At 61.3% G+C, this 22,321-nt stretch carries 21 protein-coding genes and 3 pseudogenes; 12 read left to right on the top strand and 12 right to left on the bottom strand.

Annotated elements, in window-relative coordinates:
- Position 1: 1 nt before the first annotated feature.
- The 3 genes from HWY30_RS31205 to HWY30_RS31215 all read right to left on the bottom strand — a co-directional run bounded on the left by HWY30_RS31205 (position 2) and on the right by HWY30_RS31215 (position 1,278).
- Complete coding sequence (locus tag HWY30_RS31205) at positions 2-271, bottom strand: hypothetical protein (RefSeq protein WP_090812520.1); 270 nt, start codon at positions 269-271, stop codon at positions 2-4.
- 351 nt (positions 272-622) lie between these two features.
- Positions 623-1,012, bottom strand: coding sequence for a type II toxin-antitoxin system VapC family toxin (locus HWY30_RS31210; RefSeq protein ID WP_090812519.1), 390 nt, complete (start codon positions 1,010-1,012; stop codon positions 623-625).
- Positions 1,009-1,278: a type II toxin-antitoxin system Phd/YefM family antitoxin gene (locus HWY30_RS31215; RefSeq protein ID WP_090812518.1), complete on the bottom strand. Its 270-nt coding sequence runs from the start codon at positions 1,276-1,278 to the stop codon at positions 1,009-1,011. Before HWY30_RS31215 ends, HWY30_RS31210 begins: the two co-directional genes overlap by 4 nt.
- Before the next feature lie 246 nt (positions 1,279-1,524).
- Here HWY30_RS31215 and HWY30_RS31220 point away from each other — a divergent pair.
- A pseudogene (locus HWY30_RS31220) lies at positions 1,525-2,271 on the top strand (tyrosine-type recombinase/integrase); the annotation flags it as partial.
- A 416-nt stretch (positions 2,272-2,687) separates the two neighbouring features.
- On the opposite strand, the gene HWY30_RS31225 reads toward HWY30_RS31220, so the two are convergent.
- From HWY30_RS31225 to HWY30_RS31235, 3 genes are all read right to left on the bottom strand, one after another.
- Positions 2,688-2,942 (bottom strand): hypothetical protein, encoded by a 255-nt coding sequence (locus HWY30_RS31225; RefSeq protein WP_090812517.1) that lies wholly within the window; start codon positions 2,940-2,942, stop codon positions 2,688-2,690.
- A gap of 365 nt (positions 2,943-3,307) precedes the next feature.
- Positions 3,308-3,526 (bottom strand): hypothetical protein, encoded by a 219-nt coding sequence (locus HWY30_RS31230; RefSeq protein ID WP_090812515.1) that lies wholly within the window; start codon positions 3,524-3,526, stop codon positions 3,308-3,310.
- A gap of 21 nt (positions 3,527-3,547) precedes the next feature.
- Positions 3,548-3,739, bottom strand: coding sequence for a hypothetical protein (locus HWY30_RS31235; protein ID WP_090812514.1), 192 nt, complete (start codon positions 3,737-3,739; stop codon positions 3,548-3,550).
- A gap of 17 nt (positions 3,740-3,756) precedes the next feature.
- Between HWY30_RS31235 and HWY30_RS31240 the strand changes: the two genes are divergently transcribed.
- A complete protein-coding gene (locus tag HWY30_RS31240; protein ID WP_244145080.1) occupies positions 3,757-4,047 on the top strand; it encodes a DUF1643 domain-containing protein in 291 nt (96 codons plus the stop codon).
- An 863-nt stretch (positions 4,048-4,910) separates the two neighbouring features.
- Here HWY30_RS31240 and HWY30_RS31245 read toward each other — a convergent pair.
- Positions 4,911-5,066, bottom strand: coding sequence for a hypothetical protein (locus HWY30_RS31245; protein ID WP_158608233.1), 156 nt, complete (start codon positions 5,064-5,066; stop codon positions 4,911-4,913).
- Positions 5,067-5,532: 466 nt separating this feature from the next.
- On the opposite strand from HWY30_RS31245, the gene HWY30_RS31250 reads away from it, so the two are divergent.
- Both HWY30_RS31250 and HWY30_RS31255 read left to right on the top strand, forming a co-directional pair.
- Entirely contained in the window at positions 5,533-5,961 is a 429-nt protein-coding gene (locus HWY30_RS31250; protein WP_046565320.1) for an antitoxin Xre/MbcA/ParS toxin-binding domain-containing protein, read from the top strand.
- Positions 5,958-6,431, top strand: coding sequence for an RES family NAD+ phosphorylase (locus HWY30_RS31255; protein WP_090812513.1), 474 nt, complete (start codon positions 5,958-5,960; stop codon positions 6,429-6,431). The genes HWY30_RS31250 and HWY30_RS31255 overlap by 4 nt, the downstream gene beginning before the upstream one ends.
- 641 nt (positions 6,432-7,072) lie before the next feature.
- On the opposite strand, the gene HWY30_RS31260 is transcribed toward HWY30_RS31255, so the two are convergent.
- Positions 7,073-7,336 (bottom strand): hypothetical protein, encoded by a 264-nt coding sequence (locus HWY30_RS31260; RefSeq protein ID WP_090812644.1) that lies wholly within the window; start codon positions 7,334-7,336, stop codon positions 7,073-7,075.
- Positions 7,337-7,639: 303 nt separating this feature from the next.
- Between HWY30_RS31260 and HWY30_RS31265 the strand changes: the two are divergent.
- Positions 7,640-8,372 (top strand): annotated as a pseudogene (locus HWY30_RS31265) (IS6 family transposase).
- A gap of 110 nt (positions 8,373-8,482) precedes the next feature.
- Here HWY30_RS31265 and HWY30_RS31270 read toward each other — a convergent pair.
- The 4 genes from HWY30_RS31270 to HWY30_RS31285 all read right to left on the bottom strand — a co-directional run bounded on the left by HWY30_RS31270 (position 8,483) and on the right by HWY30_RS31285 (position 13,157).
- On the bottom strand, positions 8,483-9,421 hold the full coding sequence (locus tag HWY30_RS31270) for an NAD(P)-dependent oxidoreductase (RefSeq protein WP_244145081.1): 939 nt from the start codon (positions 9,419-9,421) through the stop codon (positions 8,483-8,485).
- Between the two features lie 15 nt (positions 9,422-9,436).
- Complete coding sequence (locus tag HWY30_RS31275; protein ID WP_090812642.1) at positions 9,437-10,147, bottom strand: GntR family transcriptional regulator; 711 nt, start codon at positions 10,145-10,147, stop codon at positions 9,437-9,439.
- A 32-nt stretch (positions 10,148-10,179) separates the two neighbouring features.
- Complete coding sequence (locus tag HWY30_RS31280) at positions 10,180-12,051, bottom strand: TRAP transporter large permease (protein WP_167368871.1); 1,872 nt, start codon at positions 12,049-12,051, stop codon at positions 10,180-10,182.
- Positions 12,052-12,128: 77 nt separating this feature from the next.
- The gene (locus tag HWY30_RS31285) at positions 12,129-13,157 is read right to left on the bottom strand and encodes a TRAP transporter substrate-binding protein (RefSeq protein ID WP_090812511.1); all 1,029 of its coding nucleotides are present in this window, start codon (positions 13,155-13,157) and stop codon (positions 12,129-12,131) included.
- Positions 13,158-13,404: 247 nt separating this feature from the next.
- Here HWY30_RS31285 and HWY30_RS31290 point away from each other — a divergent pair, with 247 nt between their 5' ends.
- The 7 genes and pseudogenes from HWY30_RS31290 to HWY30_RS31320 all read left to right on the top strand — a co-directional run bounded on the left by HWY30_RS31290 (position 13,405) and on the right by HWY30_RS31320 (position 22,314).
- Positions 13,405-14,886, top strand: a complete 1,482-nt coding sequence (locus tag HWY30_RS31290; RefSeq protein WP_090812510.1) for an NAD-dependent succinate-semialdehyde dehydrogenase — start codon at positions 13,405-13,407, stop codon at positions 14,884-14,886.
- Between the two features lie 12 nt (positions 14,887-14,898).
- Positions 14,899-15,723, top strand: coding sequence for an HpcH/HpaI aldolase family protein (locus tag HWY30_RS31295; protein WP_167368864.1), 825 nt, complete (start codon positions 14,899-14,901; stop codon positions 15,721-15,723).
- Positions 15,724-15,743: 20 nt separating this feature from the next.
- On the top strand, positions 15,744-16,925 hold the full coding sequence (locus tag HWY30_RS31300; protein WP_090812508.1) for an acyl-CoA dehydrogenase family protein: 1,182 nt from the start codon (positions 15,744-15,746) through the stop codon (positions 16,923-16,925).
- A gap of 12 nt (positions 16,926-16,937) precedes the next feature.
- The gene (locus tag HWY30_RS31305) at positions 16,938-18,716 is read left to right on the top strand and encodes an FAD-binding protein (protein ID WP_090812507.1); all 1,779 of its coding nucleotides are present in this window, start codon (positions 16,938-16,940) and stop codon (positions 18,714-18,716) included.
- Positions 18,709-19,932 carry a CaiB/BaiF CoA transferase family protein gene (locus HWY30_RS31310; RefSeq protein WP_090812506.1) on the top strand — a complete coding sequence of 408 codons (1,224 nt, stop codon included), beginning with the start codon at positions 18,709-18,711 and terminating at the stop codon, positions 19,930-19,932. Before HWY30_RS31305 ends, HWY30_RS31310 begins: the two co-directional genes overlap by 8 nt.
- Positions 19,929-21,569, top strand: coding sequence for a GMC family oxidoreductase (locus HWY30_RS31315; RefSeq protein WP_090812505.1), 1,641 nt, complete (start codon positions 19,929-19,931; stop codon positions 21,567-21,569). Before HWY30_RS31310 ends, HWY30_RS31315 begins: the two co-directional genes overlap by 4 nt.
- Positions 21,566-22,314: pseudogene (locus HWY30_RS31320) on the top strand (electron transfer flavoprotein subunit beta/FixA family protein). The gene HWY30_RS31315 and the pseudogene HWY30_RS31320 overlap by 4 nt, the downstream one beginning before the upstream one ends.
- Positions 22,315-22,321: the final 7 nt, after the last annotated feature.

Raw genomic sequence — 22,321 nt, forward strand, 5'->3', positions numbered from 1 at the left:
GCTACGCATGTATTTCATTCGCCATTCGAGGTGTTCGAACGTATGCTCGCAACCGCTTCGATAACTTCAGCTTCCGTTCATTAACCCGCTGTTGCGCTTCACCTTTGAAACCGCCCTTCCCCTTCATCCCCTTAGGCGTTATGAACGTCCACACCTTGCGCGGCAGCCGCTCCTGAAGTTCAGCCAGCTTGTGAGTATCGGCGCCAAGTGTACCTATCCGCCCTTCGTTTACATCCGATACGAAGTCTTTCCAGTAGTAGAAGATGTCCAAATCTACTCCGTTCTCAAATTGACGATTTCGGGTCAAACGTCGGGACGGTCGACTGGAGGCCGACGCTTGGCAATTCAGTTCCCAAAGGCGCCTCCAATCTTCGAATGACCGGCGCAGCGGACCTGCAGACGGTGGAAGCGGCTCGCGACACCTGGTACCTCTACCGCTTGAACCGTATCCGGTCGAAGCCATCCGGGCGTACCTGAAGGAACATGAGATTGCACAACCGGTGCCCTACGCATCTTCCCGAAGTCAGTGACTTCGCGCGCCGACGGCTGAAGCCGATGCAGCGTCGCCCGAGTGCGCGGCGACACCCGTTAGAGCGAGCCGGTGTCAAGCAAACAGGCGAAGTCAGGCTTGCAGCATCAGGGTGGGGTGATAGCGCCACACCTTCGGGTCGGCGCTCAGCAGGGGCATCCCCTCGTGCAGCGCCTGGGCGATCATGAGGCGGTCGAACGGATCCGCGTGATCCGCATGGAAAGGAAGCATCGAGACTGCCTCCGTATGTTCACCCGTGATCGGCAGTTCGACGAAACCGGACAGGCGGAACGCCGAGCGGGCATCGCGCGGATGCACGCGCAGGTTGCCTTTCGAATGCTTGATGGCAATCTCCCAGATCGCGGCTGCGCTGACCAGCAACGTATTGGCCGGATCCTCGATCAGGCTGGCGGCCTGCGGTGACAGCTGTGGCGCACCTTCGGCGGCCCACAGCGCGATATGCGTATCGAGCAGCACTTTCACGGAGTGAGTCCCTGCTGCGCGCTTGCCTCGAAGTCGGCGGCGATCGCGTCATCAGCGGCGTTGAACGCCTCGACGGTGGCGGGCACGGCCAGGCCGGCCAGCAGGTGCCGCGCGGCGCCGATGCGCCGCGGCGCCGCGAACGGCAGCAGCCGCGCGACGGGCGTGCCGTTGCGGGCGATGATGACCTCGTTTTCCTGGCCGACCTCCAGCCGCTCGACCAGGCTTGATAGTTTCGACTTGGCGTCGTGCATGTTGATCGTGAGCATGGCACCACCTACGTATTAGCTAATCAATGTTAGCTAGTATGCGGGCATGGGCCGCCAAAGGCAAGCACCAGCATGGGGGTAATCGTTCGAATCGTGCAAATTCTGGCGGTTTGCACGAAAAACGGCCGACAGATCAATGACTTGCGAAACTCATGGTCACGCGACATCCAGGAAACGGCAAACCCTTGTTCGGCAAGCCTCTGCGCCCTGCAACCGCCAGATAATGCACGGGAAGTACGAATACCCCTCAGCGCGATGTTCCGCTGGCTGATGGAGCAGCGCTACGTCGTGGCCAATCCGTTTGCGGGCATCAAGGTTCGCGGCAGCAAGCGCGCCACAGCTCTTGAGACTACGCACGTTTTCACCGAAGGCGAATGGCTGCTGGTGCGCGCCATTGCCAACGGGCTCGAATGGTCCTACGGCTGGCAGGCCCCGGCCGCGCAGCGACTTCGCTTCATGCTGGATTTCGGTTACGCGACGGGACTTCGGATCAGCGAACTGGCCAGTGCCACGTTGCGCAGCATCGAGGTCGACGCCACCGGCGACCACTGGCTGCATGTGGTCGGCAAAGGCGGCAAACCTGCACGGGTGACCTTGACGCCGCTGGCGCGCGTAGCGCTTGAGCGGTACCTGCAGGAACGCGGACTGCCGGCCAGCCGCGCGCACTGGAACCCCGCCACGCCGCTGATCGGCAGCCTGGACGATGACGATGCCGGCATCAAGTCCCTGCGTCTGTGGGAAGTCATGCGCCGGTTTTTCCGGCACGCTGCGCAGATTATTGAAAACGACCATCCGGTGGTGGCGGAGAAACTCCGTCAGGCGACGCCGCACTGGATGCGGCATACCCATGCCACCCATGCGCTTGCGAAGGGCGTCGAACTCAGCGCCGTGCGGGATAACCTGCGGCACGCGTCGATTTCAACGACGTCCATCTATCTGCATGCCGACGATGTGAAGCGGGCGCGGCAGTTCGGGGAGGCATTCACGGCTTGAATGACTTATTCCGCTATTGAATAAGGGACGTCGATTTCATAACTGCAGGGCTTATGATCGCAAATCGACCGGATCTTGGCCGGCCCCCCAGCGGGATCTCGCTCACCTCGTCCTGATCTCTCGCGGCGTTGTTGGTCTCGTACTAAATTCCAACTTCTGACGGGTTACGCTGACGGATACGAACCAACAGCATAACCGAACGCCTTATTGCGACGGAACCAATCGAAACCATTGCAAAGGCCGACCGCCGGCGCTACCGCTGGACGTTCGAACGCGTCATCGAAGGTGGCCGCCTTCGCCGAAAGGGTCTTTACGCCGTACGACTCGATCTTCAAGTTGCCTGCCGGAACGAAGGTCTACGTTCGCAAGCCCGGCGACGGCGCACTGACTACTGGAGATAAGACGGAATGAGCAGCTTACTCAGCGACCCCGGCAAGGTGCTCGATGTTGTCCTCAATCCGTCCTCGAGCCTCCGCCTCGGCATCAGCGGCCGTCCTTGCGATCAGCGGGAAAACGAGCCCGTTGCCTTTGAACTCGTGAGCGAAATGCACCCACGACTCGTAAGCAAATACGCCGGCTTCCGAATGAGCGACGTTAAGCACCACGTCGTAGGTACGCTGCAGACCCTGTTGACGTGTGTATTGAAATTTGTACACATCCGAATGAAGCATGGCAACCTCCGTGGTCGCTTTCGAGGAATCCGAGCATGATGGCCTACTACAACGCGATCGACCCGTGCTGCGCGCAACACCCTAGACACCGCCCACGGAAAAGGAGGTACGCGGTGAAACTGCTACATCGCGTTGATCCGGCGCTCCGCGTCGAAACGAGCCTCTTCGATCGCCTGCTCCTGACTTCTCGCAGGCGTCTCTTGGTTTCTCCAGTAGACGGGGGGCTTAGTCATCGTATATGCCCAGTCCCACCTCCCGTCTTTCTGTTCGGTCACGTACACGCTGTAGTTGACTTCTTTGTATGTGAAATTGTGGCTAGCCATGAAGGTCCCGTTCTGGGTTTTCGAGAAATCGTAGCACGCTGCCTAAACGGAGTTCGCATCGCACCATGGGATCGCCCATCGCTCGGCAGCTTCAATTGCATCCGCGTCGGAAGGATAGTCTCCAAGGTCGCCCGAATACTTCACCTCGAACTTATCACCACCCACCGAGGCGCGCCGGTAGATCTTCGCGCGGGCGTAGTAGTGTCCGCCTTCATCCAGCGGCGACGCGTCGATGTGAAACTCCTTATAGTCGAACTGCATGATCGCCTCCGAAAAGGTGCCTTACTCGTCGTCTCGCTGGACAAGCTGCGGGCGGCCTGCCGCCTCCCGACCGATGTTCACCAACTTGTTCCGGTAGTCGCAGTCGGGACAAATGAAAAAAAATCCTTCCTCATCGATTTGGGGCTCGATCACGCCGAGGGCAAACCGCGCATTGCAGTTTCGACAGGTCCACATGTCGGCCTCCGTCTGCATATTGGAAAAATCCTAGCATGAGCGCCATCATCAGCAATTGCGGCCTGTACCGCCATCGCCTGGAGCGCGATGTCCAGATGGATGGACTGACGTTCGCCTTCTTCGGCATCAACCCATCAACGGCCGACGCCACCCTCGACGACGCGACGGTGCGCAAGTGGATCGGTTTCACGAGGGTCAACGGCGGCCGGCGCTTCATCGTCGGCAACGTGTTCGCGTTCAGATCGACCGACATCACCGGTTTGCGGCACGCTAATGAACCTGTCGGCAAGTTCAACGATATGCACATCGGCTTGATCGTCGATTAACGTTATGCAATAACTGGTTGCGAGTTTCGGTTGAAGCGATCTGACGGCGGTCAACGGAATGGGCAAGTGGGCGAGACCAGCCGCGTCGAGGAGGGGGCGAGGCAGTTTTGTGTTGTCATGGATGTATTTCCGCAGGATGAGGGCGAACGGGATCACGGCGCGGTGCGCCGGACATGAAGCATGGACCTCAACTGTCAGATCAACTACCGCGATAGTGTCGTAGATTGATCATCGTGTAGGCCATGATCTTGAATGCGTAGTGCAACTGACTGATACGATCGAATCGATGCGACTTTTGGAGGAACACGACGAAATTCCGTTTAGAACGGGAACAAAATTACTTGAACCAACGGCTGTTGGGGGCGGCTGTGCTCCGCAGGTTTTAATTTGACATAAAAGAAATGATCGGAGATTAATTCGCAATCCTATGTTTACCAAGCCGAAGAGGTTTCAATTCGTGCAGGAGGCTGCTGCACAAATTCTGGATTCGGCCATGCCTTCGGGTTGCGCGGTGACAATTTGCGTAAGGCGGGGAGGGCTGGCTTGCGCTGGACCAGTGTGGCGACACGCTCCTTTAAGTTTCTGATGATCGAAACGTCGAAGGGGACGATTGCCTGTCTCACGAGGCCACAATGAAGCGTCTCGAATTGACGATTGGTGACCTGCCAAGGTGTTGGATGCCGTGGACATGGAGGCTGACTGATCGCTGGAGGAGACTGAGCAGGCGTCAACTCCGTTACCATCGCCTGGCGTGTGAATCCGAAATCAGTAGCTCAAACCCGCCAGTTCTCTTCGGAGCCTGGCGGGTTTGCTTTGCCTGCCTTTGCCTGCGGGGCGCGGGCTACATACAGCGGTGGAGTCGCTCAGCCGTTCAGTTGCGACTCGACGTTCAGGACGATCCGTGCGACCGGGTTGTTGTCTGCGGATTGCGGCGCGAACTTGATCTGGGCGAAGGTGACGATACCGAGAGCGACGACCAGGAGTGCTCCAGACGCGGCGATGCGGGGAAGGTATTTCACAGGGACCTCATTTTGATGATGTAGTCAGAAACTGGGCGTAGCTGACAGGCGTGGCGATTCACCTTCAGCGGCATGTCTGTCCGCAATCCGGCAACGCCGGACGCGGTCGTCAGATCGCACTTGCCGATCGGACCGAGATTGTGCAGTGCACTATAACACGACCGTCAGATCGCACCTACCGATCACACGGGCTTGTGCAGTGCACTATAAATGGTTTATCCGTGTGCCCGTTGCGACATCCTGTCGCGAGCGGATGCTTAATTGCTTGAGCGTTTCGTTTATGAAAGATTTCTGTAGGCCGTAACGTGCCGTCATGCTATGTGGGCGATTCTCACAGTCACGGACGATGTCGAGGTGACCGCCTCGGCAGTCTCCCCGCTGGAGCCCGCTAGATCGAAGATGGGTTTGCGGACGGTATCAATTGCGCTATCATTAGGCATCAACTGATACTTTAGTCGGGAGTCGCATGTCACTGATCACGCCTGAAGCAGTGGCCGCGGTCATGGAACTGCGGCAGGTCCCGCACACGCTCGCGGAACTCGAGGCACTTGTCCGCGACGGCCTGCCCAAGTCCGCGCTGCGCGCGGGCGTCGAACATGCGACGCAGGGTGCCGACGCCCGGCGTGCGCTACTTGCCCGCATCATCCCCGAAGCGACCTATAAGCGGCGTCGCGATCGGCTGACGCCAGACGAATCGGAAAAGACTGAGCGGCTGGCCAGGATCGTCGCGACGACGGCCTACGTCTGGAACGACGAAGAGGACGCGCGGGAATTCCTGTCGACGCCGCACCCGGAGCTCGAAGGGAGGGCGCCGCTCGATGTTGCGCTGACCGAGCTCGGCGCGCGCCGGGTCGAAGAGCTGCTCTGGAAACTGTTTTATGGGTTGCCGGCGTGAAGTTGTTTCGAATCGCCGACACTCGACACACGGTCTGGAGTGGCACCGGCGCGATGCTGGTGGGCGGCCGCTTCAATAGCCCGGGGCGACCCGTCATCTACGCCGCGTCGACCTTCGCCGGTGCGATGCTCGAGGTTCTTGTTCATGCGCGCATCGGCAAGGTACCGAAGACACACGGATGGGTTGAAGCAGCGGTTCCCGACGATATTCGCGTCGAACGCCATTCGGCCGAATCGTTGCCGGGGGGATGGGATGCGCCAGCACTGCAGGCGGCAAGGGAGTTCGGCGACGCCTGGCTGACCGAGTCGCGTACCGCGCTCCTGATCGTACCTTCCGTCGTCGTCCGTGCAGAGTTCAACGTGCTGGTCAATCCCGCACACCCCGACGCGACGCGGATTGCCGTGACCGAGCCGCAACCCGTGGTGTGGGACGAACGCCTCTTTGTGATGCCGTCGGTCGGACATTCCTAGATTATGATGGTGGTCGGCTAGCCTCGCCTCGACGCTTTGCTCCTCGAGGGAGATGACCAGGGCGTCGCTTCTGGTTCAGTTCGCACTCGCCGCCCGCAATGGCCAGTGCAGCGCCGTCTTATATTCTCCTTGTCTGGTTGCCAGAGCCGACACGGCTGTCAGTTTTTGTCAACCGACCTGACGATTTGTCATAAATTAAATGGTCAATCTTTCATATGGGCTACTTAGTAGTTGCGCCATTGTTGCCGCGTAGAAGGGGGTGCCTTTAATTTTCGAGCAATTTTCTGGTTAGGGGCACCTATCCGACGCGGGGTCTGCCTTGTGGCCCTGTAAGCGCGATGCCGACAAAGCCCAGGAGTTCGCACGTCTGCACGCTGCCATGCTGCTCAGCAGCCGCGATGCGCATACTCGGCAACAGCGAAGACGGGCGCAGGTGTGAGCGGCCACGCACGTTGCACGTTGTTCCGCTCAGAATCATCTCAGCCTGCGTCTAGCTCACGTTCCGCCCTCGCATCCGCTGCGCTCGATTCGCGTCATGGCGAACGAGGCGCTGGCGAAGATGGATCGGGCGTTTGCCGCGATGTCCGAGGCCGACGTCGGCGGTAGCCAATGCAAGCTCGTAGACGGTGAACGCTGCGACTTCAGTCGTCGAAATATCCCGCCGCCAGCGCCTCGTCGAAATCGGTGATCCATGGTGCGAAATGATCGGTGTCGTAGATCGCCATTTTGCCGTTGGTGATGCGCGTTATGGAGATCTGCCGGATCGCTCCTTTTCTGCCACCGGAGCGGGAGTTATCGTCGTCCGCGATCTTGAACTCGCGCAAATCAAGTCCCCGGCTTGCAAGCACAGCCTTGACGTCTTCCTGTTCGTCCCACGAAAACTCGGTGAAATCATGGGCTGTCATGTTCGTCTCTTCGGCGCGGTGAGGGAAAAACATCCTAGCATGGCGGCGTGACATGCCTGGCAGGCGACTTGGCCTTTTATTTACGTATCGCGTTGATACCCCTCGCTCTCAGGGCGGCCACGTCTGATTCATCGGGCAGGGTGATCACGTCTGACGTCCAACCCGGTCCGCACGTGCTTGGCGTTTGGCGCGGTGGTGAAAACAGGATTTTTGTGACCGTTGTTCGGTCATGCCCGCCATCTCTAGCGACGACACTCGGGAGGGCGTTGTCACGTTACCGAGGCGGTCGCGTAAGATGTCGCAATGAAAAAGACGAAATCGCTCTATCACGGTCACCGCTTTCCCGCCGCAGTCATCAGTTGCGCCGTGCGTTGGTATTTCCGCTTCCAGCTGAGCCTGCGTGATATCGAGGAATTGCTGTTCGAACGCGGCGTGTTCGTGAGCTACGAGACGATCCGCCGATGGTGCGACAAGTTCGGCGGGGGCTTCGCGCATCGCGTCAAGGCTGCGCGCCGCAAACCGGGCAGCACCTGGCATCTCGATGAGATGTTCGTGACGCTGCGCGGTGAGCCATACCTGCTGTGGCGGGCCGTCGACGAGCATGGTGCCGAACTCGAAATCCTGTTGCAGAAGCGGCGCGAAGGCTGCCGCCAAACGTTTCATCAACCGCGTGCTTCGCTCATGCCCTGTGCCGCGCAAGATCGTGACCGACCAGTTGCGCAGCTACCCGGCCGCAAAGGCCGACATTCCCGAATTGGCGAACGTGAAGCACGTGTTCGTCAAAGCGGCAGCCCGGTTGAACAACCGGGCGGAGAACAGCCACCAACCTACCCGCGAACGCGAGCGTCGCATGCGGGGATTTCGCGACTGCAAACGCACGCAGGCATTCCTCTCGTGTTTCGGTCCGATACGGCAGCATTTCGCGCTCAAGGGGCATCTGCTGCGTGCTTCGCTCTATCGCAAACACCTCGCGGCTCGATTCGCTGCGTGGCACGAATTCACCGACCTCACCCAGAATCCGTCGAGTGCTTGCTGAGCAATGGTGACCTCTGCCACCGTTTCGTTTTGCTACCGGCAAGTTGACAAAGCCTCACGCGGTCCAATGAAAGCGCACCGCATCCACGGACCAACATTCCAGCCCGCTGCTCACACGGCTGCGAGTCCGTAGTGCTTTTCTATTCCATCAACGAGTTGCAGTACCAGCCGATTCATCGCAACCCTGGTTCGCCATGCCACATGCGACGTTACGATCAGATCCGTTCTTTGACTGCGCAGCAGAGGATGATCGCGCGCCGGCGGCTCCTGTTCGAGCACGTCCAGCGCCGCATTAGCGATCAGCTTTCGATCAAGTGCTTCGATAAGCGCAGCCTCATCGACAATTCCACCGCGCGCTGTGTTCACCAGCGATGCGGTGCGCTTCATCTGCCTGAATTCGGCGGTGCTGAAAAGATGACGTGTGTCCTCCGTGAGCGGACAGTGCAGACTGATCACATCCGCTTCGCGGAGTAGTGCGTCGAAACGGGTATATCCGGGGCGCACGGCTGTCCGCCCTTTCCTGTCGCCGAACAATACGCGCATGCCGAACGCTTCGGCGAGTTGCGCAATGCGCTTGCCGCCATGTCCCCCGCCAATCACGCCAAGTGTCGAGCCATATAGATCGTCCACCGGATGCAGCTCCGCGTAGAACGTCGGCGAACCGCTCCAACCTCCTGTATGGACATCTTGCCAGTACGGGATGAGATTGCGGCGCAATGCCATCATCAGTGCGAACGCGTGTTCAGGAACCGAGATCGCGGAATAGCCGGCGCACGTCACGACCTCAATGCGGCGAGCGCGGCAGGCGTCCAGATCGAGATGGTTGACTCCGGCAGCCGGCACGCCGATCAGTTCCAGATGTGGCATCTGCAGCAGAGCTTCACGCGACAACGGCACCTTATTCGTGACGACGATGTTCGCCGCCCGGCAACGCTCTACAATCTGCTCGGTTCTCGTCGACGGATATTCTACCCAGCGGTGCGCAAACGAAAACCTGGGCAACTCGACGGAAAGCGTCTCACGATCCAGAAATATGATGTTTTTCAACAAGCCACTCCAATTTCATTAGCGCTCGGACGGAGTCGTAGATACGGTGTCCAGCATGCGCTTCTTGCCCGTCTGCACATGATTTTCAAAAGCCTGCGCGGCCGCGTCGGCGTGGCCGGCACGCAGCGCCTCGAAAAGCTCCCGGTGCTCCTTTGAGGAACGCTGCATTTGCGTGAACGAATACACGCCCTTGTGAATGTAGAGTGTCAGTTCATCTTCAACGGCCTGATTGATCGTGATCAGTCGGGGGTTCTTGGTCGCCGCCATCACCTGACGGTGGAACTCGGTGTTCAGGGTCCGATACATGCGGCTGTCGCGTTGGGCCACAGCCGCATCCATCTGGTCGAGCAGCATATCGAGCAAGTGCTCCTCTTCAGTGGCCAGACGCAGCGCAGCGAGACGTCCCGCCGTGCGTGCGAGCCCTGCGCGAATCTCATACAGATCCATCGCCTCTTCTAGAGACAGTCGCCGCACTTCCGCGCCCCGATTTGGCACGATGCGAACGAGTCCGGCCTGTTCAAGCGAGCGCAACGCCTCGCGCGCCGAATTACGGCCGACGCCGATCTGGTTGGCGAGCGCCTGCTCGTTCACGCGCTCACCCGGGCGCAAATCCCCGCGCTGGATCATGGCGCGCACCTGATCGCGGATGTCGTCGAGCTTCGACGCAATCACCTCCGGTGCACGTGCATTCACCGTGCCTTTCACCTCACCGTTGGGCGCGCTTTTCATGTCCATTGCCTTGTCTGTGCCATTCGATACCTCTATTTTGCATGCAGAAAGCCTACCGATACCCACGGAACCAGCACTATCACGACGAGGGCCACCGCCAAAGCCCCGAGATAGGGCCAAACGCGGCGCATCGCGGTGGACGGATCGACCTTGCTGACCGCGCACGCCGCGTAGAAGCCAAGGCCCAGCGGGGGCGCAAACAGACCCAGTCCCATCGCGAATACCACGACCATCGCATAGTGCACGTCCGAAATGCCCATGGCGCGCGCAATCGGGAACAGTAGCGGCCCGAAAAGTACGATCGCAGGGATACCTTCAAGAAAGCTGCCGAGCATCACGAATGTAACGGCAGAAATCGCGAGGAAGCCCAGCTTGCCCCCGGGTGCCGCCATCATCAAGTTGGCGAGTTGCGCGGAGAAGCCCGACTGCGTGAGCGCCCATCCCATTGCCGTTGCGCAGCCGATGATGATCAGAATCGCGCCGGACAGCGAGGCCGTTTCGACCAGAATAGGGCAGAGCCGGCTCCAGTCGAAGCGGCGGTACAGTAGCAAACCGACCACGCAAGTGTAAGCCACGCCGATCGTCGCCACCTCCGTCGCTGTCGCGATTCCTTCCACCACGGCGGCGCGGATCACGAAGGGCAGCGCGAGCGCAGGCAGCGAGATCAGGAATGCGCGGCTGATTTCGGCCCCGGAGACCCGTTGCACGCCTTGCATGATTTCCCGGCGGCTTTTGAACCAGACTACTGCCGCGAGCGCTACCGCGCCGACCACCGCCGGCATGAAGCCGCCTGTGAACAGCGCCGCGATCGAAACGCCGGTCACCGAACCGATTGTGATCAGCACGAGACTGGGCGGAATGGTTTCCGACATGGCCGCCGCCGAACTGAGCATCGCGACGAGGTCGCCTTCATTCGCGCCGCGCTTTTTCATCTCCGGGAACAGGCCCGGCGCGAGCGCAGCCATATCCGCCACCTTCGAGCCGGAGATGCCGGAGACGAGGTACATGGCGCCGATCAGCACGTAGGCGAGGCCGCCACGCTTGTGCCCGATCAGCGATGCGAGGAAACGGATCATCGCTTCGGCAAGTCCCATCGCTTCCATTAGCGCGCCCAGCAGGATGAACAGCGGGACGGCGAGCAGGATCAGGCTGGACATCCCCTGATTCATCGTGCTCACGACAATCGTCAACGGTGCGCCGGTGACGGTTGCGAGGTAAGCAAACGTGCACACGCCGAAGGCGACCATGATTGGCACGCCGAGACAGATGATCGTAATCACGCCGACGGCGAAAAAAAGGATCAGGCTGAGCGCGGTCAGTGGCGCGAGCGCTTGCCGTACGATGTAGAGCGCAATTGCAACACCCGCCACGAGCGCGAAAGCCTTCACGCAATCGCGAAGCGACGAGCGCTCGAGCAACCGCGTAATGGCGAGCACGAGCATCAGCACAGCCGCCACGGGAATCGCGGCCGCGGGAATGGCATTCGGCAGATCGAGCGCCGGCGTGCTGATGATCCATTCGTTCATCGCCCAGTCCGTTGCCGGCCGTACCAGCAGCAGCACGAAAGTCATCACGATGAAATTTCCAACCGTCTCCGCAAACGCGCGATTTTGCGGCGACATTCTGACGACGAACATCGTCAGTCGCATATGTTCGCCGCGGCGCAACGCCACCACTGCGCCCAGCATCGACAGCCAGATGAACAGGATCGACGCAAGCTCGTCACCCCAGATCAACGGATCCTGCAACACGTAGCGGCAGGTAACGTTGGTGAGAAGCAGCACCACTTCGGCCGCCAGCAGCAACGCAGCGGGCACTTCGGTGATCCACTTGATGGCCGTCTCGAGTGTGCTGCCGACGCGCACGACCTTCGACACCGCATGTCGGTCCTTCGGCGCGCCCATGTCGTGGGCGAACACCTGCTCGGGATGAACTCGGGAAGTCATGACTCGTTCTCCAGAAACTCTTCGATGGTCCGCGCTCATGCGAACTTCTGCGTGTACTTCTCGAGCAACGCCCAGGCTTCATCACCGTATTTCTTGCGCCACTGATCGTAGAAGCCGGCTTTTTGAAGCGATGCGCGGAACGGCTGGATATCGGGCTTGTTGAACGCCATGCCGTGCGATTGCAACTGCCCGACGAGCGACGTGCTCAGTGCGGCGACGTCCGCGCGTTCAGCCACTGCGGCCGCATTCAGGTGTTTCGCCACGATCGTCTGCAAGTCCGGCGGCAGGTTGCCCCACGAACGCGCGTTGCCGAGGAACCAGAAGCCGTCCCAGATATGGCCAGTCAACGAGCAGTACTTCTGGACTTCATAGAAGCGACCGGTTTCGATCAGCGCGAGCGGGTTTTCTTCCGCGTCGACCACCTTGGTTTGCAGCGCCGAATACGCCTCGCTGAAGTTGATGCTGGTGGGCGAGGCGTCGAGCGCCTTGAACATCGAGGTCCAGAGGGGGCTGACCGGCACGCGGATCTTCAGGCCCTTGAGGTCGGCCGGGCTTTGCACCGGCTTGACCGAACTCGTGAGATGGCGAAAGCCGTTGTCCCACGGTTTTTCCATCGCGACGAGCCCGACCTTCGAGATCGCCGTGCGGATGTGGCTGCCGAGTTCGCCGTCCATTGCCGCCCATACCTGGTTGTAATCCTTGAACGCGAAGCCGATGCCGTTGATCGCGGAGACCGGCACCAGCGTCGACAGCACCACGCCACCTTGAGTAAGGAAGTCGATGGCCCCCGAACGAACCTGCGACAGCATGTCGGTATCCGTTCCCATCTGACCGTTCGGGAAAATCTGCAACTCGACGCGGCCGCCGGTTTCTTTCTTGATGGCGTCCGCCGCTTCTTTTGCGCGGACATTGAGCGGATGGGACAGCGCCAGATTGTTCGCGTACTTCAGCTTGAACTGCGCGGTCTGGGCCCGGGCGAGCGACGAAAAGAAGCCGGTCCCGGTTGCCGCCACCGCGGCTGCTCCGAGGGTTTGAAGAAAGGTACGACGGGAATACGAACTCATTTTGTCTCGCTCCATGGAAAGGGAGGGCTGCATGACGCATTCGGCGGCGCCGCGGCGTTCTTTTTAGCGATTCGTCGGCTTCGCAAGTGCATGCGACAAATCATATTTCGCTGACACACACTCTAAAAGTGTTGACACTTAGCTGTCAAGGTGTTGATATAAGAAAAAGAGTGCATGCAAGAGCGCACCCCGGGAAAGCACCTAGGAAAGTCGGGGAATGTCCGCGATACCTATCAGGAGGAGGCAAATGGAACTAGAAGCGCACTACCGCGAGCACGGCTTGCTGCTCGGCGGTCGCTGGCAGGCCACGACGGCTGACAACGGCCAGCTTTCGATCAATCCGGCGACGGAACAGCGGCTGGGCTATATGCCGCTGGCTACGCAGGCACAGGTCACCGAGGCCATCGACGCCGCGACCGAGGCTTCGGCCGCAATGCGCAAGCTCACACCGTGGGAGCGCTCAGCGTTACTGCGCCGGGCCGCAACACTCATCCGCGAACGCACGCCGCAACTCGCACGAATCGTGGCGCTGGAAACCGGCAAGCCAATCGCGCAGGCCAGTGGGGAAGTTAACGCGTCCGCTGAGTCGGTCGACTGGTTTGCCGACGAAGCACGCCGCGTGTTCGGCATGTCATACGAAAGTCGCGTCAAGGGCGGACGGTATCTGGTGCATTACGAGCCGCTCGGCGTGGTCGCCGCTTTCACGCCGTGGAATTTCCCGCTGCTGCTGCTGGCCCGCAAGATGGGCCCGGCGCTGGCCGGCGGCAACGCGATCGTGATCCGGCCGTCAAACGAAGCGGCCGGCGCGACGATGGCACTGGTGCGCTGTTTCGTCGACGCAGGGTTTCCCGAGGGCGCGATCAATCTGGTGATCGGCAAAGCCGATGCGATTACGCCGACGATCATGGCCGATCCGCGCGTGGCGAAGATCAGCTTCACCGGCTCGGTGCCCATCGGCCGTCAGATCGTCGAAATGTCCGCGAAGACCCTCAAGAAGGTCACGATGGAACTCGGCGGCCATGCACCTGTGATCGTGCATCGCGACGCGGACATTGGCGCTTTCGCGCATCTCGCGTCGTTAGGCAAGTTCCGCAATGCGGGCCAGGTTTGCGCATCGCCGACGCGCTTCTATATCCACGAATCGATCTTCGACAAGACCGTGAAGGCGCTGGTCGAGCGTTCGGAATCGCTACGCGTCGGTGATCCGTTGCAGCAGAACACCGATCTCGGTCCGCTGACCACGTCGAAACGCCGCGAGGCGATCGAACGCCTCGTCGATGAAGCCGTGAGCGAAGGCGCCAGCGTGCTATGCGGTGGCCGGCGTCCATCGCAATTCGGCCGCGGCTGGTTCTACGAGCCGACGCTCGTCGCCAACCCCGCTCCGCACCTTGGTCTGATGAACGACGAGCCGTTCGGCCCGGTCGGCACGCTCACCCCGTTCACGACGATGGACGAAGCCATCACCGAGGCGAACCGGCTGCCGTTCGCGCTTGCGGCCTATGTCTTCACGCGCTCGATGCGCAACACGCTGGAAACCACCGAACGCTTGCAGGCCGGCGTGGTCGGCGTGAACACATTCGTGGCGTCGACGGCGGAGACGCCATTCGGCGGCAGCAAGGACAGCGGGTTCGGACGCGAAGGCGGCCCGAACGCGATCCGCGACTACATGGACACGAAATTCATCAACCTCGAACTGGCGAACGACGAGCCGCTCGACGCCACCGCCTGAATGGAATCCATGATGCAAAGCATCAAGAATCACGCAAAAGCGCAACTGGCCGCGGGTGAGCTGGCACTCGGCATGGGCCTGCGCCAGGCCCGCACCGTCGACATCGCGCAGATCGCGCAGACGGCCGGTTTCGACTGGCTGTTCATCGATATGGAACACAACTCGATGGACATCGACACGGCCGCGCAGATTTGCGCCGCCGCGCTGGTGGGCGGTGTGACGCCGATCATCCGGGTGCCAGGGCACGAGCCGTTCCACGCCACACGACTGCTCGATACCGGCGCGATGGGCATCGTGGTGCCGCACGTGAGTACGCCCGAACAGGCCGCGCGGATCGCCAATATGTGCCGCTTCCCGCCTGCCGGCGGACGGTCGATCCCTGGCATGCTGCCACAGGTCGGCTTCCAGTCTCTCCCGATCGCCGATGTGGTTCGCGCGATCAACGACGAGGTGCTGGTGGTGGCGATGATCGAAACCCGCGAAGGGCTCGAGAACGCCGACGCGATCGCGGCGGTGCCGGGCATCGACGTGCTGCTGGTCGGCGCGACCGATCTCGCGGCGGATCTCGGTATTACTGGGCAACTTGGCCATATGCGTGTGGCGGCCGCCATCGACGCCGTGTGCGCCGCATGTCACCGGCACGGCAAGGTGCCGGGCGTGGGCGGGGTGTACGACGAAGCACTGATGACCGCGTACGTGCGGAAAGGCGCGCGTTTCATTCTTAGCGGCTCGGATCTTGCGTTCCTGATGACGGGGGCGAAGTCGCGTGCGGGAATGTTGCGTGCAATTCCGCTCGGGCAAGTTGAAGAAGTCGTGGCGCAACGCAAGGTGTCCTGATCGGACAAGGAGGAGACAGAGTGAATCCCGAATACGCAGGCAATCTGGTCAACCGCCGCGACCTTAAACCGTATCTGAACGCCGATCAATTCGAGTTCCGTGATTCAGTGAATCGTGTGCTGACGCGCCATGCGTCGCCGGAATATGTCCGCCAGTGCGACGAAGAAAAGCGCTTCCCAGAGGAACTCGTGAAGGTGGCCGCCGAACAGGGCTGGTTCGGCATCACGCTGCCCGAAGAGTACGGCGGCGTCGGTGGCTATCTTGACATGGCCGCTTATCTGGAGATCGTCGCGTATCACACGATCGCGCTCGCGCGCTTCTGGAATGCGAACGTGAACATGGTGGGCGGCGCGCTGGCGCGTTTCGCGTCAGACGATATCAAGGGCGAGGTGTTGCCGAAGCTGGCTGAAGGCCGTGCCTTTTTCGCCTTCGCCCTCAGCGAAAACGGCTCCGGCTCGGATGCTGCCTCGCTGACGACGCGCGGCGTGTCTGACGGAAACGACTTCATATTGGACGGCACCAAGATGTGGATTTCCGGCGCGATGCAGGCCGACTATATCTTGACCGCTGTGCGCACCAATCCAGAAGCGAAGAAGCACGACGGGATCAGCCTCTTTCTGGTACCTAAAGAATCCAAAGGCCTGACGATCAATCCGATCGACCTGCTGGGCGGCCACGCCATTCGCACCTGCGAAGTGGTGTACGACGGCGTCCGTGTCCCCAGGGAAATGATTGTGGGCGGCCTGCACGTGGGCTGGAAAAAGCTCACCACGGTGCTGTCAAAGGAGCGCATCGCGTTGTCGGCGATGTGTGTGGGTGGCGCGCAGGCGGCGATCGATCTTGCGCGCTGGTATGCGAACGACCGCAAGCAGTTCGGGCAGTCGATCATCGATTTCCAGGCGGTGTCGCACCTGCTCGCCGACATGCAGACGCGCGTGGATGCCGCCCGCATGATGGCATTTCGCGCGGCGAAGCTGCTCGACGAAGGCGAAACGTGCGACGTGGAGTCATCGCAGGCGAAGTATCTCGCATCGGATACGTACGTGCAGGTCGCCACCGACGGCATCCAGATCATGGGCGCCAATGGCTACTCCGCCGAATACGCGATGCAGCGCCATTACCGCGAAGCCAAGATGTTCCAGATCTTCGGTGGCACCAATCAAATCCAGCGCAACATCGTGGCGCGCGCGCTTAAATCGTAAGCGGAGACAGACGTGACGGCAGTTCAGACATTGGAGAAACTCGGCTTTGGCGTCGACTACGCGCAAGCCGACGTAGTAGTGGTTGGCGGTGGCGGCGCGGCTTCGCGTGCGGCGGTGTCGGCGGCCCAGGCGGGTGCGAAGGTCCTCCTGCTGGCAAAGGCGCCGGTCGGGCAGGGCGGCAGCACGGTGCACGGCGCGAGCGAAATCATGAGCATGGGAGCGGCCGGCTATGGCAGCGCCGACGACAGCGCCACGATGCATTACGAAGACACGATGCGTCCGGCGGGCGGCTTCATCGACCGCGAGCTGGTGCGCGTGCTGGCGGAGGGCGCACCGAAGCGCATTGCTGACCTGATCGAACTCGGCGTGCCGTTCGACCGCATCAGCGATGGCTATAAACTCATCCGCAGCGACTTCGGCACGTATGCGCGCGCTCTCGGCGTGAAGGGCAAAACCGGCAAAGCCTTCGTGAGCGCGCTCGCGGACGAAGCCAGGAAGCTCGGCGTCGAGACGCGTCAGCCGGTGGCGCTGATCGACCTTCTGCGTGTTTCAAGTGGGCGCGTGAGCGGCGTGGTTGCGATGGATCTGGCTCTGCGTCGGCTGCTGGTGGTTTCCGCGGGCGCCGTTGTGCTTGGCACCGGCGGTGCGCACGGTCTGTTCTCGCAGCAAGTCTCGACAGCAGAAATGACCGGTGACGGCCAGGCCATCTGCTTCCGCCATGGCGCCGAACTTGTGAACATGGAGTTCCACCAGTTCGGGCCGGCGATGGTGCACCCTTACGTGCAACTCTTCAGCAAGTCCTGCTTCATCCTGCATCCGAGGATGCTCAATCGCGACGGTCATGAATTCCTCGCGGACTACCTGCCGGCAGGCGTGACGCCCGAAGCCGCGATGGACGAGAAAGTGTTCCCGTTCACGATCTCGAATGAATCGCGCTACATCGATATCGCGATCGCAACGGAAATCGCCCAGGGCAGAGGTACGGAACGCGGTGCGGTGCACTTCTCGTTCGCCGACATCCCAGAGGAGCGGTTGGCGGCCACAATTCCGAACACCCTGCGCTGGATGCGCGCGAAGGGACTCGACCCGAAGCGCGATCCGCTCGACGTCGGGATTGCGTTCCAATGCCTGAACGGTGGCGTGCGGATGACCAACACCGACGCGATGTCGACCATCGAGGGGCTGTTCGTAGTAGGGGAACTCGCGGGCGGCGTGCGTGGCCCGGATCGTCCGGGCGGCAACTCGCTTGCCGAAGGTCAGGTTTTTGGTCATCGCGCAGGCGTCGGCGCGGCCGCGTTTGCGCGCGAAAGTGGCGCGCCGGGGAAGCCCGACATAACGCCGCTCGCAACGCGCCTCGGAACAGCGCTAAAACCGAATGTCTCGTTCGACGCTCAACGTATCGCCTCCGATCTGCGCGCGGCGATGCAGGCGCATTGCCTCGTCGAGAAGACGGAAAGCGGTCTGAACATCGCGTTAGCCGCCGCTCGCGAGGCGCGCGCGCAGTTCGCCGCGGGCGGCGCTGCCACGCCGCCGCAAGCGATCGATGCGTTGACGATCGACAACATGGCGACCACTGCCGAAGTCATCTTGCAGGCGTGTATCGAGCGGCGCGAATCGCGCAGCAGCCACTACCGCACCGACTTTCCCCAGCGCGACGACGCCCGTTTCGGCCATGCGTCGACCATCACGCGTGGTGAGGCCGACCCGTTCCGTCTCGCCTTCGACGTGCTCGATTACCCGCGTGCCGAATTCACGGACGCATCGCATTTGCAGGCGGCAAATCATGGATAAGAAACAAGTCGGCCCGTTGTCGGGCTATCGCATTCTCGATCTCACCGTCATGACCGCGGGCCCGGTCGGTACCGTGCTGCTTGCCGACCTCGGCGCGGACGTGATCAAGATCGAGGAGCCGAAGGCCGGTGACCTCTCGCGCAATCTCGGCAATCAATTCGTCGAAGGCGAAAGCGTGCAGTTCCTCTCGCAGAACCGCAACAAGCGCAGCATCCGCCTCGACCTGAAGTCGCCGAAAGGACGCAATGCATTTCTGCGCATGGCAGAGCAGGCGGATGTTGTCGTCGAAAACTTCCGGCCGGGCACGGTGGATCGGCTCGGCATCGGCTACGAGGCCGTGAAGGCGTGCAATCCGAAAATCGTCTACGCAAGCGTGTCGGCGTTCGGACAAAGCGGTCCCTACGCCGCATGGCCCGCGAACGATCCGATCGTGCAGGCCGTGGCAGGTCTCATGGACATGACGGGCGAAGCCGGCGGCAATCCGGTTCGCCTCGGAGCGCCGTTGCCCGACTTCGGCGCGGCTGCGCTGCTCGCGTTTGGTATCTCGGCGGCGTTGTTGCATCGCGAACGGCATGGCGAAGGCCAGCGCATCGACACGTCGCTGCTGTCGGCTGCGCTTTTCAGCACCATCCCGCGCGACGGCGAGACGCTGAGAAGCGGCAAAGCGCCCGAGCGTCTCGGTAGCGGCCATCCGACGATGGTGCCGTACCGCAACTATCAGGGCTCCGATGGCCGTTATTTCTTTGCGGCCTGCTTCACCGAGAAATTCTGGCAGAACCTTTGCCGCGCGTTGGGCCGCGAAGAATTGCTGAGCGATGAACGCTTCATCGGCAACACCGCGCGGACTGCGAATCGGCATGCACTCGACGTGATCCTCGAGCAGCACTTTCTGCTGCATACCGCGGAATACTGGGTAGCGCATCTGAGCGCCGCGGACGTGCCATGCGCGATCGTGCAGGACTATCACACCGCGCTGACGCAGGACCCACAGATCGCGCATAACAATGCGGTCGTCGAGATTGAGCATCCGGTCGCGGGCAGGGTAACGAACATCGCGAGTCCGGTGAATTTTCACGGCAGCCCCGTCGCCTACTGCCGTGCGCCGCCTACGCTCGGACAACATACGGCTGAAGTACTTGCCGAATTCGGCTTCGGCGAGGAGGAGATCGCAGCACTCGAAGGTCGCGAATTGGTCGCTGCCGGAGCGAAGTCATGAAATCGTACACAGCGGACTATGTGATCGTCGGCGCGGGGACGGCGGGCTGCGTGCTTGCAAACCGCCTGACCGAAGATCCGAACATCAAAGTGATTCTGGTCGAAGCCGGCGAGCGCGATCGTCACCCGTTCATCCACGTGCCGGCCGGCTTCGTGCGATTGCTCGATCATCCAACTGTGACATGGCGCTATCACACTCAGGCCGACGCCGAGACGAGCGGCCGTGCAATCCTGTTTCCGCGTGGACGCGGACTCGGGGGGTCCAGCGCGATCAACGGCCTGCTATATGTGCGCCCGTTCGCGGAGGATATCGATAGCTGGGAGCAGTCGGGCGCGAATGGCTGGAACTTCGACAACTGTCTGCCGTTTTACAGCCGCTCCGAAACGTGGACCGAGGGCAGCAGCCCGCAACGAGGCACTCACGGTCCGATCCAGGTCAGCCGGGTGAACAACCCGCCGGAGATTTGCGGTGCGGTCGTCCAGGCCGCCCAGAAGACGGGTCTCGATTTCGTCGATGATCCAAACCGCGACACGCGCGGTCCGTCGATCTGGTACTACCAGCAAACGCGCGACGGACGTCGCCGGTCGAGTGCAGCGCGCGGTTATCTACGGCCGGCAATGGCGCGGCCGAATCTTACGGTGGTGACCGGCCTTCAGGTGTCCAGGCTCGAGATGAACGGCACCCACGTGAGCGGCATCAATGGGACGACGAGCGCGGACATTCCGGTGCAGATTCGCGCGACCCGCGAGGTGATTCTGAGCGCGGGTGTGATCGGCACGCCGAGGCTGCTCGAAATGAGTGGCATCGGCGACAAGGATGTGCTGGACAATGCAGGCATTAAAACGCGGATCGCGTTGCCGGGCGTGGGCAACAATTTGCAGGATCACTATGTCGTTCGGCTCGGCTATCGGGTGCGCGGTGCGGGTACCGCGAACGAGCGCTCGCACGGACTTGCGCTCGCGCGCGAGATGATGCGCTACGTCGTGTCAGGGACCGGCGTATTGACCTATAGCGCGGCGATCGTCGGCGGCTTTGCACAGACTCGCCTCGCCACGCGTCCCGATGTGCAGTTCGTCATCGCACCAGGCAGCTTCGTCGCGGGACGGATTGGCGTGCTGGAGTCGGAGCCCGGTGTCTCGTGTGGCGTCTGGCAGATGCGCCCGGAAAGCCGTGGGCATGTGCACCTTACCAGCAGCGAGATCACGGCAGCGCCGACGATTGCACCGTCATACCTCAGCACTGAACTCGACCGTAACACGATGGTGGAAGGACTCAAGATTGGCCGGCGGATCTTCGCGCAGCCCGAGGTCGCCCGTTATATCGTCGATGAAACCGTACCGGGCCGTCAGGCCGAGACCGACGAAGCGCTGCTGCAATACGTGCGTGACAATGGCTCAACTGTGTACCACGCGGTTGGCACGTGCCGGATGGGCGATGACGCAATGAGCGTTGTTGATTCTGAAATGCGGGTGCGCGGAACGACAGGCCTGCGCATCGTCGATGGCTCGGTGATGCCGTCGATAACCTCGACCAACACCAATGCGACGGTGCTAATGCTGGCTGAGCGCGCAGCGGACATGATCCGTTCGCCGATGGCGGCGCACGCGGCGTCGACGTATTCGAAGGAGACGATATGAAACTGCTGGTGGGTGTAAAGCGAGTGGTCGACTACAACGTGAAGGTCCGCGTGAAATCGGACGGTACGGGCGTCGATATCGCGAACGTGAAAATGTCGATGAACCCGTTCGACGAAATCGCGGTGAAGAAGCCGTGCGTCTGAAGGAAGCGGGCGTCGCGACCGAAGTGATCGCCGTGTCGGCCGGTGTGGCGCAGGCGCAGGAAACGCTGCGCACCGCGCTCGCGATCGGCGCGGATCGCGCGATCCTGATCGAATCGAACGAAGACCTGCAGCCGCTCGCAGTCGCGAAGCTGCTCAAGGCGCTCGTCGACAGGGAGCAGCCGCAACTGGTGATCCTCGGCAAGCAGGCGATCGACGACGACTCCAATCAGACCGGCCAGATGCTCGCCGCGCTCGCGAATCTGCCGCAGGCGACGTTCGCGTCGAAGGTCGTCGTGGCGGACGGCAAGGCGACGGTGTCGCGTGAAGTGGACGGCGGCGCGGAAACGCTGTCGCTGACGCTGCCGGCCGTGGTCACGACCGATCTGCGCCTGAACGAGCCGCGTTACGTAACGCTGCCGAACATCATGAAGGCGAAGAAAAAGCCGCTCGAAACGTTCAAGCCCGAAGATCTCGGTGTGGATGTCACGCCGCGTCTGAAGACGCTGAAAGTCGCCGAGCCGCCGAAGCGCTCGGCCGGCGTGAAGGTGCCGGACGTGAAGACGCTGGTCGAGAAGCTGAAGACCGAAGCGAAGGTGCTGTGAGGAGACC

Origin of the sequence: Paraburkholderia tuberum STM678, from assembly GCF_902833905.1 — a bacterium.
In the GTDB taxonomy this organism is placed as follows: Bacteria; Pseudomonadota; Gammaproteobacteria; order Burkholderiales; family Burkholderiaceae; genus Paraburkholderia; species Paraburkholderia tuberum.